Origin of the sequence: Maribacter sedimenticola (assembly GCF_900188415.1) — a bacterium.
GTDB lineage: Bacteria > Bacteroidota > Bacteroidia > Flavobacteriales > Flavobacteriaceae > Maribacter > Maribacter sedimenticola.
On sequence record NZ_FZNV01000005.1, the window covers coordinates 152,357 to 165,685 of the forward strand.

At 39.9% G+C, this 13,329-nt stretch carries 9 protein-coding genes; all 9 read left to right on the forward strand.

Annotated features, from left to right (window positions below):
• Positions 1–3: 3 nt before the first annotated feature.
• The 9 genes from CHB68_RS14370 (at position 4) to CHB68_RS14410 (ending at position 13,329) form a co-directional block, all read left to right on the forward strand.
• Positions 4–1,275: an adenylosuccinate synthase gene (locus CHB68_RS14370; RefSeq protein ID WP_089261844.1), complete on the forward strand. Its 1,272-nt coding sequence runs from the start codon at positions 4–6 to the stop codon at positions 1,273–1,275.
• Positions 1,276–1,410: 135 nt separating this feature from the next.
• Complete coding sequence (locus CHB68_RS14375; RefSeq protein WP_089261846.1) at positions 1,411–2,208, forward strand: 3-keto-disaccharide hydrolase; 798 nt, start codon at positions 1,411–1,413, stop codon at positions 2,206–2,208.
• Between the two features lie 10 nt (positions 2,209–2,218).
• Positions 2,219–3,661, forward strand: coding sequence for a Gfo/Idh/MocA family protein (locus tag CHB68_RS14380; RefSeq protein WP_089261848.1), 1,443 nt, complete (start codon positions 2,219–2,221; stop codon positions 3,659–3,661).
• A 90-nt stretch (positions 3,662–3,751) separates the two neighbouring features.
• Positions 3,752–6,916, forward strand: coding sequence for a PVC-type heme-binding CxxCH protein (locus tag CHB68_RS14385; protein ID WP_089261850.1), 3,165 nt, complete (start codon positions 3,752–3,754; stop codon positions 6,914–6,916).
• A gap of 20 nt (positions 6,917–6,936) precedes the next feature.
• Positions 6,937–7,932 (forward strand): ThuA domain-containing protein, encoded by a 996-nt coding sequence (locus CHB68_RS14390; RefSeq protein ID WP_218822510.1) that lies wholly within the window; start codon positions 6,937–6,939, stop codon positions 7,930–7,932.
• A 105-nt stretch (positions 7,933–8,037) separates the two neighbouring features.
• Positions 8,038–9,705, forward strand: a complete 1,668-nt coding sequence (locus CHB68_RS14395; RefSeq protein WP_245838952.1) for an OstA-like protein — start codon at positions 8,038–8,040, stop codon at positions 9,703–9,705.
• A 9-nt stretch (positions 9,706–9,714) separates the two neighbouring features.
• Positions 9,715–10,890: an aspartate aminotransferase family protein gene (locus CHB68_RS14400; RefSeq protein ID WP_089261854.1), complete on the forward strand. Its 1,176-nt coding sequence runs from the start codon at positions 9,715–9,717 to the stop codon at positions 10,888–10,890.
• A 103-nt stretch (positions 10,891–10,993) separates the two neighbouring features.
• Positions 10,994–12,397: a tetratricopeptide repeat protein gene (locus CHB68_RS14405; protein WP_089261856.1), complete on the forward strand. Its 1,404-nt coding sequence runs from the start codon at positions 10,994–10,996 to the stop codon at positions 12,395–12,397.
• 17 nt (positions 12,398–12,414) lie between these two features.
• The gene (locus CHB68_RS14410) at positions 12,415–13,329 is read left to right on the forward strand and encodes a DUF368 domain-containing protein (protein WP_089261858.1); all 915 of its coding nucleotides are present in this window, start codon (positions 12,415–12,417) and stop codon (positions 13,327–13,329) included.

Consider the following 13,329-nt stretch of genomic DNA (forward strand, 5'->3'; position numbering starts at 1 on the left):
TAAATGGCAGTAGATTTATTGTTGGGCCTACAATGGGGTGACGAAGGAAAAGGAAAAATCGTAGATGTATTAACCGCAAATTATGATATCATTGCTCGTTTTCAAGGTGGACCAAATGCAGGCCACACGCTTGAATTTGATGGTATAAAGCATGTGTTACACACCATACCCTCTGGAATTTTTCATAAAAATGCAGTAAACGTGGTAGGTAACGGGGTTGTTATAGACCCGGTTATATTTAAAAAGGAATTGGATGCGCTAAAGAAATTCAATCTTGACATCAATGCCAAGTTGCTTATTTCTAGAAAAGCACATTTAATATTACCTACACACCGTTTATTGGATGCCGCATCGGAAGCTTCAAAAGGTAAGGCAAAAATAGGTTCTACTCTTAAAGGTATTGGGCCCACGTATATGGACAAGACCGGGAGAAATGGTATGCGCGTAGGTGATTTGGAATTAAGTGATTGGAAAGAAAAATACAGAAACCTGGCCAATAAACATGAAGCCATGATCAGCTTCTATGACGTGGATATACAATATGACCTAGCAGAATTAGAAGCAGATTTCTTTAAGGCAGTAGCAGCGCTAAAGGATTTGACCTTTATTGATAGTGAGGAATATTTGTACCAAGCTCAAAAACAAGGCAAGAAAATTTTAGCTGAAGGTGCACAGGGATCCTTATTGGATATTGATTTTGGCACCTACCCATTTGTAACCTCATCCAATACAACGGCTGCCGGAGCATGTACAGGATTGGGCGTAGCTCCAAACCAAATTGGAGAAGTAAAAGGAATCTTCAAGGCATATACTACAAGGGTTGGTAGCGGCCCTTTCCCTACGGAATTGTTTGATGAGGACGGTGAGACCATGGGTCGGGTGGGAAATGAATTTGGAGCCACCACAGGAAGACCGAGAAGATGTGGATGGTTAGACTTAGTAGCCCTAAAATATGCGGTACGCATTAATGGCGTAACGGAACTCATGATGATGAAGGGCGATGTGCTTAGTGGTTTTGATAAACTTAAAGTGTGTACCGCCTACAATTACAAAGGAGAGCAAATAGACCATTTTCCATATAATATTGAAGCGGAAAACGTTACACCCGTTTATACAGAAGTTAATGGTTGGAAAGAGGATTTGACAAAAATGACCGCTGCGGATCAATTACCAAAAAATTTAATGGACTATATTTTGTTCTTGGAAAAAGAATTGGAGGTACCCATTAAAATAGTCTCCGTTGGTCCAGATAGGACACAGACGATCCATAGATAAACTTTCAGCGACCCATAGAGGTTGTTCAACTTTAAAGAATGGCGATATAGGGAAATACCTTTATCGCCATTCTTTTTTTTTGTACTTTACATAATGTGCTTTTTACCAACAACGATGTTAAAATAATAGCGACTTATGAAAAAATTAACGTACCCAACTATCTTATCTGTAATTTTACTTATCACATCCTGTAAAACAGAAAAGAACAAACCTGAAGGTCAAGAAGAAAATACGGTACAACAAACGCAAGAAGAATGGATACCCTTGTTTGACGGTAAGACTACAAAAGGTTGGCGGGCCTATAATGGTGATGAATTGCCACCGGGGTGGATCGTTAAGAACGGAGAATTGACCTTTGACACCGAGCTTGGTAAGGAACAGGATTATACGGGTGGTACAGATATCATATATGGAGCGGAAGAGTTTGATAATTTTGAACTTTATCTTGAATGGAAACTTCCAAAAGGAGGAAATAGCGGCATTTTTTACCATTTAAAGGAAGGGTATGATTCGCCGCCGGAAGTAGCTCCGGAATACCAATTGATCGATGATGAAAATTATGCAAGCATACATGACCTAACAGCGTACAATCTAAGTTTGGGCTATACGGACAAACCAGAGGAGCTGAAACCTCTACAACAAACAGGGTCGGATTATGCCATGCATGCAGCAGATCCAAATGGTAAAATCCTTAACCCGGTAGGAACATGGAACACTACCAGAATAATCTTTACGCCCAATCAGGTAGAACACTGGCTGAACGGCAAAAAAGTAGTATCTTTTGTTCCATGGGACGATGCCTGGTACGAGAAAAAAAATTCCGACAAATGGAAAAATAGTGAAGATTACGGAAAATACAAGACCGGTTTCATAGGACTACAGGATCATTCGAGTCCAATTTGGTTCCGGAACATTAAAATCAAAAAATTATAACCAACTACCAATGAACAAAAGAGATTTTATCAAAAATGCAGCTGCATTGTCCACGTTTGTATTATTGCCATCAGGACTTTGGTCGTGCAAAAACGAAGCCTCTAAGGCCAAACCAAAACGTTTGCGCACCGCACATATAGGTGTTGGCAATATGGGTGCGGAAGACCTAAAAGCAATATCATCGCACCAAAAAGTAGATGTTACCGCTTTGTGCGATGTAGATGCCAACAACTTGGCTGCTGCTAAGGAGCTGCACCCCAATGCAAAGACGTATTCTGACTATAGGATCATGTTAAAGGAAATGGGCGACGAAATAGATGCGGTAATAGTGTCCACTCCTGATCACACCCATGCACCCGCATCTATGATGGCTATGGAAATGGACAAACCGGTCTACTGCCAAAAACCATTGACCCATTACGTATCCGAAGCGCGGGCAATGAATAAATTGGCAGCGGAAAAAGGCCTAGTAACCCAAATGGGAATTCAGGTACACTCCTTTTATGATTATAAATTAGCTACACTTTTAATTCAGTCCGGCATAATCGGAAAAGTACATACCGTACGAGCATGGTCACCCAAAGATTGGGGGTATGATGGCGATGAACCAAACGGGGAGGACCCCGTACCAGAGACTTTGGACTGGAACCTATGGCTGGGTACCTCAGCCCAAAGGCCATATATAGAAGGTTTTTACCATCCAGGAAACTGGAGAAAATTGGTAGACTATGGATGTGGTACTTTAGGAGATATGGGCGTTCATATTTTTGATACACCTTACAATGCCCTGGATCTTCAAGTACCAAGGACCATTAAGAATGAATGCAGGGAACCAAACGGATTTGGCTACCCTCAAAAAAATAAGGTTACCTATGAGTTTCCACAGACAAAGTATACTGCAGAAACGCTAACATGGGTTTGGTATGATGGGCCAGGAGCCCCAGAAGATCATGAAGATTTATTATTGCCAGGCGCTGAAAATGTCTCAACAAATAGTGATAGCGGAGATGATACCTTAGAGGACAAAATGTCTTTGGAAACCAAAACCGCCGGTGAAGGAACGTTGCCGGATCAAGGAGCTATGTTCATAGGTGACAAAGGCAGATTGCTACTTCCTCATTTCATGCAGCTCCCCAAAAAGATAGTGGATGGAAAATATGTGGATATTTCTGCAGAGATAGAAGCGGTAGAAAAAGCCAATAATATGGGCAAACCCATTCGTAATTACGATACTGAAGGACCTAAACATTATCACCAATTCGTTGATGCTTGTTTGGGCACGGGAGAAACTACGGCTCCTTTCTCATACGCATCACGTTTAACGGAAACAATTTTATTAGGTGTCATTGCAGGTAGGTTCCCCAACCAAGTATTACATTGGGACAGTGAAAAGGCAAAATTTGCCGAAGAAGAGGCAAATGCTTTTTTAGAAGGAGATTATAGAAATTTTTAATGAACAGTTTCAAAATTACAAAAACCACTTTCGAGTGGTTTTTTTATATCTATATTTAAAGAACAATTTACTTCAACCAATTAACAAACCATGAAAAGCAAACCAACCGATCAACTTTTCAAACTTACCATTAGCATTTCCTGTTTACTTTTGGCCATAGGTTGTACCAAAAAAAAAGACCCTTTAATTTCAATTGAACCACATTCCTCCATTGTTTTAATCGGCAACAATTTAGGATCGCGAATGTTGAATTACGGTAGTTTTGAAACAGAAATGCACTTACGCCATCCCAAGGATTCCTTATTAATAAGAAATATTTGCGATGGTGGCGACACCCCGGGCTTTAGGCCCCATTCAGGCAGAGTGTCTCCGTGGGCTTTTCCAGGAGCCGATAAATTTCAAAATGAACTGGCCCAAAATTCTGGTAGCGAAGGCGTATTTGAAACGCCTGATGAATGGTTGGCTCGTTTAAAGGCAGATATTGTAATAGGTTTTTTTGGATTCAACGAATCTTTTGAGGGGGACCAAGGTTTAGAAAATTTTAAGGCAGAACTAAATGCTTTTATCGAACATTCCCTTAAACAAACATATAATGGCTCCACCCCTCCAGAATTGGTAATTGTTTCCCCTATAGCTTTTGAAGACCTCTCCGATCATATGGATGTACCCAATGGAATTCAGGAAAACAAAAACTTGGATTTATATTCCCAGGCCATGGAAGAAATTTGTGCATTGAAGAATGTAGCTTTTATCAATGTATTTAAGGAGTCCAAAAAATGGTTTAAGGAAAAAAAAGAAGATTACACCATAGATGGATCACAACTAAATAAATTCGGCTACGAAGTGTTTGCCCGTTTTTTGGCCAATGAACTCACTGGAAACAAAAAGATTACCAATGAAGACTATAGGTTAGCAGTCAATAAAGCGGTAAACGAGAAAAATTTTTATTGGCATAATGACTTCAAGATTCCCAATGGTGTTCACGTTTTTGGAAGACGTCATGCCCCATATGGTCCGGACAATTATCCGTTTGAAATACAAAAAACAAGGGAATTGACTTCGGTAAGGGATACCTTGATATGGTCCTCTGTACAAAATAAATCTTTTGACATTGAGGCTGCAGATGCACGAACAAGTAAACTACCACCGGTAGAAACCAATTATAATTTAGGAAACAAAGAGGATATCGTGCATTACAAGTATGGTGAGGATGCTCTTGAAACACTAACAGTACCTGAAGGATACAAAGTTGAACTGTTTGCTTCGGAAAAGGAATTTCCAGATTTGGCAAACCCAGCACAGATTTCTTTTGATAACGAAGGTAGGTTATGGGTGGCTACCCTCCCCTCTTATCCCCACTACAAACCAGGAGATCCTAAACCAAATGATAAAATAATAATTCTGGAGGATACCGATAAGGATGGCAAAGCAGATAAACAAACGGTATTTGCGGACCAGTTACATTTGCCGATCGGCTTTGAATTTGCACCGGAAGGCGTATACGTTAGTCAAGGCACCAACCTCAAGTTATTTACGGACACCGATGGTGATGACAAAGCAGATAAAATAGAAATTGTTTTAAGCGGTTTTGACGATCATGATACCCACCATGCCATTTCTGCATTTTGCGCAGACCCCTCTGGCGCATTCTATATGTCTGAAGGTATTTTTCTTCACACCAATGTAGAAACATCCTACGGGCCCGTACGCGCCACCAATGGTGGTTTTTACAGATATAATCCGCAACGTAAAAAATTGGAACGTACATTACAGGTAGCCATACCCAACCCTTGGGGCATTGCTTTTGATGAATGGGGGCAAGATTTCTTTTTGCATACTTCGGGCCCAAAAGTTAATTGGATGATGCCAAGTTCCCTAAAACCAATATATGGCGTCTTTTCGCCCTTGACAGAAGAATTGATAGAAAAGGAGCATAGGGTTAGACCCACATCAGGTATGGAGTTTATTTCAAGCAGACATTTTCCGGATGATGTCCAAGGTGATATGCTGTTGGCAAACTCCATAGGATTTTTAGGACTAAAACAACATGAGATGATGGAGGACGGTACGGGGTACAAAACCAAACATCGTCAAGACTTGATTACAAGTACGGATCCCAACTTTAGACCCGTGGAAATGGAGTTTGCCCCAGACGGGTCATTGTATGTCGTAGATTGGCACAATGTGCTTATAGGCCATATGCAACACAACGCTCGTGACCCTTTGCGCGACCATGTTCATGGCAGAATATACAGGATAACCTACCCATCTAGACCATTGGTACAACCGGCAATGGTAAATGGTGCATCATTGGCACAATTATTTGAAAATTTAAAATTACCGGAATATAGGACTCGTTACCGTACCCGTAGGGAACTAAGGGGAAGAAATACGGAAGAAGTCCTTAAAACTGCCAAAGAGTGGGTCAAAAACCTAGATGAAGATGACCCAAATTATGACCATAACAGATTAGAGGCGTTATGGGTTTCATGGGGAATGAACAAGGTAGATGCCGAACTGCTAATGGCGCTATCCAAATCAAAAGATCATAGGGTACGCGCAGCAGTGGTCAGGGTAGTTAGGTATATGGGCCACCAAGTGAAAAATTCACAGGAAATATTGATGCAGGCAGCCTCCGATGTTCATGGCAGGGTTAGACTTGAAGCAATTACCGCGGCATCATGGTTGCCACAAGCAGAAGGTATGGAAATACTTGATATAGCAAGACAACACCCGTTGGACGAGTGGATGTTGGATTCTTTCAATTTTGCGGAAACAAGGTTGACCGGAAACTTTTTGGAGAAAGCAGATGAAAAAATTTTGGCATCACACCTAAAGGGTGAAGATTTAAAAATATTCACTAAAGGGAAAAAAATTTATGAGACAGAAGGGTATTGCATAACCTGTCATCAAGAAAGCGGCAGTGGACTCCAAAAAGCCGGATACCCCACCTTAGTTGGCCAACAATGGGTTTTAGGCGACCAGGACAGACTAATTAAACTTGTCCTGCATGGACTTTATGGACCAATGGATATTATGGGCAACCATTATGACGGGCAAGTACCCATGATGGCGTTCAAGGGATTATTGACCGATGAGGAAATTGCAGCGGTACTGACCTATGTAAGAAATTCATTTGGCAATAAAGCTTCGGTCATAAATAAGGAACAAGTACAAAAAATTAGGGAAGCAACTAAGACCCGGGAAGCTTTTTATACCCCAGAAGAATTATTGAAAGAACATCCCATGCAATAAAAAAAGACCAATCACCACCTATGAAACACATATTTGATAAAATAGTTTTTACAATGGTCGCCATTGCCTCCATATTGGCCTGCGGAGAGAACAAGAAAGAGAAACAAAAATTGGACGAAGGGACTGCGCCACCTCCCCATATTGTTTTTGTAACCGGCGACGAAGAATACCGTTCTGAAGAATCCATGCCAATGCTGGCCAAATTGGCAAAGCGTGAGCTAGGTGCCAAAGTCACTGTTTTATATGCGCTGGACAGCCTTGGTTTTATAGACCCTAACAGAACCGATCATATTGCAGGTTTGGAAGCATTGAAAAATGCGGATTTAATGGTCATATTTACAAGATTCAGGAACCTGCCTAATGAAGAGCGCACCTATATTACAGATTATGTAGAATCTGGAAAACCTATTATGGGATTTAGAACGGCTACCCATGCGTTTATGTACAAGAAAGATTCTTCCCTAACAGTATTTAACGGGGAATGGCCCGCCAAGGTATTTGGCCAACAATGGATAACACACCATGGCCATTTTGATGATGGCAAGTTTCAAGTAACCAATGTAACGGTCAAGGAAGGACAGGAAACACATCCTATATTAAGGGGTTTCAATGATTTTAAGGCATATTCCTGGTTATACCATGTTGATGGCGGCGGTTGGAAACTACAAGGAGACAGCAAGCCAATTCTTATGGGGCACTCCACAAAATCACAGCATGAAATTGATGGCAAGTTGAACAAGTATCCTTTGGATAACCCCGTTGCATGGACCAAAAGTTATACGGGCTCTTCTGGAATCAAGGCCAGAGTTTTCTTCACAACTCTTGGCCATCCTTTTGACTTTAAAATTCCCGAAGCTAGAAAAATTGCTTTGAACGGTATTTTTTGGGCCTTGGGAAAGGAAAATCTTATTCCAGAAGATGGTGCAAACGTTGTGTTGGACGAAGCCTATATGCCCAACAACTCAGGATTTGGACAAAAGTTTAAAAAGAACAGGAAACCAGAGCTAATACCCTAAGCGTTTCCTAAATGTATACTAATAGTATTATCCGCTCTTGGAAATTGTTCTATTTTTGAAAAAAAAAGTAGATTGAAAACTATCGGTTTATTCGCCCTATTACTTTTGGCATTTGCAAATCATGGTCTAGCCCAAAATAGAGCGGATCAAGAAGAAGCCAAACAAATTAATATTGTTCATGGGGCCAATTTCACAAAGAACGAAGTAGACTATCCCGGAGCTTCAATATTCAGCAAAGATGAACGACAGGTACAATTTGAACATCAAGGTGCAGACCTTTGGTGCGATGTAGCCATTTATTACCAACTTGAGAACCGCTTGGAAGCCATTGGCAATGTAATTCTGAAACAAGGGGACTCGGTTCAAATGACCAGTAAAAAAATCAATTACCTAGGGGACGATAAATTGGCAAAAGCATGGGGCAACGTCATTTTAAAAAATGCCTCCATGACCTTAAAAACGGACACCCTGAGATTTGACAGGGAAAAACAAGAGGCCTTTTATCGTGACAATGGTACTGTAATTGATTCGGCAAATACGTTGACCAGCAAGATTGGCAAATACTTCATGGAATTGAAAAAGTATCAATTTTTGGATAGCGTACATGTTCAAAATCCAGAATACACCTTAGATTCCGAACAGTTGGATTATTACACTACCTCTAAAAATGCATACATGTACGGCCCCTCGACAATTGTAGGGGAAGCCTATAAAATTTACTGTGAACGTGGATTTTACGATACCAAAATAGAAAGCGGTTATGGTATTAAAAATACACGTATAGATTATAATAATAGAATAATTGAAGGGGATAGCGTTTATTTTAACAAAGCCAATGAATTTGCATCTGCTACCAATAATATTACCGTAACGGATACCATTAACAAGGGTATCATAAGGGCACATTATGCAGAGGTACATAAAGCAAAAGACTCTGTATTTGCCACCAGAAGAGCGGTATCTATTTCAGTACAGCAACAAGACTCGCTCTATGTACATGGAGACACTTTGATGGTTACCGGCAAACCTGAAGAACGCTTGCTCAGGGCATTTAGAAATGCCAAATTCTATAAGACAGATTTGAGCGGTAAGTGCGATAGCATACACTCGGAGCAAAAGACAGGTATCACCCAATTGATCAAGAATCCGGTTATATGGAACGGTGCCAATCAAATGACAGGAGATAGCATCCATTTAAAATCCAATCTAAAAACTGAAAAACTAGATTCCTTAAAAGTATTAAGAAATGCCTTTATAATTTCTTTGGATAGTGTTAGCATGACTGGTTATAACCAGGCAAAGGGCATTAACCTATTTGGCAAGTTCATAGAAAACGAATTAAAATTAATTGACCTGGTACAAAATACGGAGGTGGTCTACTACATGTATAACGATGACGATGAACTTATTGGGATAGATAAAACGGTATGTAGCAAGATTAGGATAACCATGGAAGAGAACGATATAGAAAACCTTACTTTTTTTACGGATCCTGATGGTGATATATTTCCCGAAAAGGACCTGCCCGAAAATAGCAGGATATTAAAAGGATTTGTGTGGCGGGGCGATGAGCGTATTTTGACCAAGGAGGATATTTTTGACGAGGACGACAATAATTTGGAACTGGTGGTCATTCAAGGAATAGACAATCCTATTGACATAGATGCAGAAGAACAGCAGCGCGGTCAAAATGAGTCTGACCCCGTTAATAAGATCAAAACGGACAATGCCATAGACCCAAAAGCAAAGGCAACCAAAAAGAAGGTGAATTAAATAGTTCCCATGACCAAGGACTTTTTAAAATATCAGGCACAAACCTCACCCTATCCTTTAGGGATGGAAATTTCACATGCCAGTGGTAGCTATATTTATGATACTGCCGGTAACGCACATTTAGATTTTGTTGCAGGGGTTTCTGCCTGTACCTTGGGGCACAGTAATCCTAACGTGGTAGAGGCCGTACAGAAACAAGCTGCAAAATACATGCATGTAATGGTTTATGGTGAATATGCACAATCGCCCGCAACGGACTATGTAAAGTTGTTGGCCGCACAATTGCCTCAGCCCTTGGAGGTTACTTATCTGGTAAATTCAGGAACGGAAGCAATTGAGGGAGCTTTAAAATTGGCAAGGAGGTATACGGGGAGATCACAGATAATATCCGCAAGGAACGCGTATCATGGCAATACGATGGGAAGCTTAAGTTTAATGGATTTTGAGGAACGCAAAAGTGTGTTTAGGCCATTGCTCCCAGACGTGTATCACATAACCTTCAATAATGAAAAGGAATTAAATAAAATTACCACCAAGACGGCGTGTGTAATTTTGGAGACCATACAAGGAGGTGCCGGATTTATTGAACCCCAAAACCGGTATTTGGAAAAGGTAAGAAAACGTTGTGATGAAACTGGTGCGTTATTGATACTGGATGAGATACAGCCTGGTTTTGGACGAACCGGTAAACTATTTGCTTTTGAACATTACAATTGTGTACCGGATATATTGGTCATTGGTAAGGGAATGGCATCGGGTATGCCCGTTGGGGCCTTCGTGTCTAGTCCTAAAATAATGGGTACGCTAAGTGAACGGCCTAAAATGGGTCATATTACCACATTTGGAGGACATCCGGTGGTAGCATCGGCCAGTTTGGCCACCTTAAACGAGCTACTGCAGACCACATTAATAAAAGATACTTTGTCCAAAGAACAAGTATTCAGAAAGCATTTGGTCCATCCAAGGATAAAAGAGATACGCGGAAGAGGATTAATGCTCGCATTGATAATGGATACTGCAGATACGGCCAACTCCGTCGTGCTTAAAGCTAAAGAGAAAAATTTAATATTGTTCTGGCTATTATTTGAAAATAAGGCAGTAAGAATTACCCCTCCCTTAACCATTTCCGTAGAGGAAATTAAAGAAGGATGTGCTATAGTTTTAGGTATTTTGGATAAGCTGTAATTTAAGGTTGTTAACTAATTTGTTAATAATATAGCCACTATCACCTACCCTAACACGCTTCAAACACTTACTTTTAATTATCTAGAAATCCCAAAAAGTTCCTATGGCGTTAGAATCTAACGAGAAACCGGACAAGCCAATTACAAAATTTGAATCGATGCTCAAGACAGACGATGTCTATTTCTTTGATGCGGAGGATTTTGAAGATATTGTTCACCATTATCTAAACCACGGGAAAATTTCCTTGGCCAAAAAAGGCATTAAGATAGGGTTACAACAGCATCCTGCATCAATTGAATTAAAATTGCTTCAAGTTGAAGTATTGGTGTTTGAAAATCAAATAGAAAAAGCGGAAGCCTTATTGGATGAACTGCAACTGTTAGACCACCAAAACGAAGAAATATATATACAAAGAGCAAATATTTTCTCCAAGCAGGACAATCATGAAGCTGCGGTTGAACTATTGCGCCAAGCCCTAGCCTTCAGCACCAATAGTTTTGACATTTATAGCTTACTTGGAATGGAATATCTGTTCATGGACGATTTTAAAGAAGCTAAGAAAAGCTTTATGAAATGTGTTGAATATGATGAACAGGATTATTCATCGCTCTACAATGTAATTTACTGTTTTGAGTTTTTGGAAGATTACGATGGGGCCATCATATACTTGAACGACTATTTGGAAAGTAATCCGTATTGCGAAGTAGCTTGGCACCAACTAGGTAAGCAATATTCGTACATAGAAATGTACGCAGAGGCATTGACCGCCTTTGAGTTTGCCATTATATCAGATGACAGTTTTATAGGTGCATATTTTGAAAAAGGAAAGGTGTTGGAGAAATTAGGTAGACATAAAGAGGCCATAGAAAATTATGAGACCACAATATCTATTGAAGATCCCACCTCACATGCATTCTTAAGAATAGGAAAATGCTATGAAAAGCTAAAAGATATTGAAATGGCCAAATATTACTTTTACCAAACGGTACATGAAGATCCGTTATTGGATAAAGGATGGTTGGCCATTACCAATCTTTATTACAATATTAAAGACTTTGAAAAGGCAGTTTTTTACATCAACAAAGCACTTAACATAGATGGGGAAAACCCACTATACTGGAAAAAGTGTGCACAGATTCATACAGCGCTCAAAAATTATGACCAAGCAGATTTTGCCTTTAAACAAACCGTGGATTTAGGTAATTATGAATTGGATACGTGGTTGAAATGGGCAGACGTGGTGCATATAAATGGGGAAACCCATGCCGCAATAGAAATTCTGGCACAGGGAAGGGAATTTTATCCTGACAATCTTAAGCTTTTATATAAATCTGTAGGATTTCAATGTATGGCCAATGATTTGATCAATGCCAGAATAACTTTAATGGATGCGCTAAAGATTGACAAAAATCAAAAAAAGCTTCATCTGTTCAAAGAAAAATTTCCTGAATTTGGCAATTCTGAATGGACCCAGAAAATTGTAAATAAATACAATAAAGCCTCTTAGAACGGGTTCTACATTTCATGGAAAATAGAAAACCAATAGATTACATATTTATTAGCCTTAAAGGCATGGCCATGGGCATTGCGGAACTGGTCCCCGGGGTATCGGGAGGAACCATAGCTTTTGTTACAGGAATATATGAAGAATTCATAACCTCAATCAACAACGTTAATTTAACGACATTAAAATTGTTTAGGGAAAAAGGTTTTGCCACCTTTTGGGACAAATTGAACGGAAATTTTTTAGTAGCTCTTTGTTTGGGAATGCTTATTAGTATACTCTCACTTTCAAAAGTAATTTCCTGGCTTCTGGATACCCACCCCATACCTACTTGGGCATTTTTCTTCGGGTTGGTTCTGGCAAGTGTACTATTTGTTGCAAAATCAATTAAAAAATGGGGTATACTGGCTATAGCGCTGTTCATTTTAGGAACCGTATCCGCCTTCTATATTACTACGCTACCACCATCAACCAGTACGGGTAGCCTACCATTTATATTTCTATCCGGCGCCATAGCCATTTGTGCAATGGTCTTACCAGGTATATCCGGGTCTTTTATTTTAGTATTGCTCGGCTCTTACAAAACAGTGCTAGAAGCGGTAAACGATAAGGACCTCGCCATAGTAACGACCTTCGCCGCAGGGGTAATTTTTGGTATTTTGAGTTTTGCAAGAATCTTAAAATGGATGTTCACCAACTACAAAGATGCTACTCTAGCCATTTTAACAGGTTTTATACTAGGTTCATTGAACAAAATATGGCCTTGGAAAAACATTACCGAGGTTATACAGATTGGCAAAAAGGAGATTATTATAGATGAAAACATATCGCCATTTTCTTTTACGGGCGATAATCATTTAACCTTTGCAATTGTAGCTGCTGTCATTGGTTTTTCCCTTATTTTTATATTGGAAAAATCAGCTTCCAAGAAGTAA

Excerpts from the sequence above, each read along its gene's own strand:
- CHB68_RS14375 (WP_089261846.1), top strand. The coding sequence starts at position 1,411 with ATGAAAAAATTAACGTACCCAACTATCTTATCTGTAATTTTACTTATC.
- CHB68_RS14385 (WP_089261850.1), top strand. The coding sequence starts at position 3,752 with ATGAAAAGCAAACCAACCGATCAACTTTTCAAACTTACCATTAGCATT.
- CHB68_RS14390 (WP_218822510.1), top strand. The coding sequence starts at position 6,937 with ATGAAACACATATTTGATAAAATAGTTTTTACAATGGTCGCCATTGCC.
- CHB68_RS14370 (WP_089261844.1), top strand. The coding sequence starts at position 4 with ATGGCAGTAGATTTATTGTTGGGCCTACAATGGGGTGACGAAGGAAAA.
- CHB68_RS14380 (WP_089261848.1), top strand. The coding sequence starts at position 2,219 with ATGAACAAAAGAGATTTTATCAAAAATGCAGCTGCATTGTCCACGTTT.
- CHB68_RS14400 (WP_089261854.1), top strand. The coding sequence starts at position 9,715 with ATGACCAAGGACTTTTTAAAATATCAGGCACAAACCTCACCCTATCCT.
- CHB68_RS14405 (WP_089261856.1), top strand. The coding sequence starts at position 10,994 with ATGGCGTTAGAATCTAACGAGAAACCGGACAAGCCAATTACAAAATTT.
- CHB68_RS14410 (WP_089261858.1), top strand. The coding sequence starts at position 12,415 with ATGGAAAATAGAAAACCAATAGATTACATATTTATTAGCCTTAAAGGC.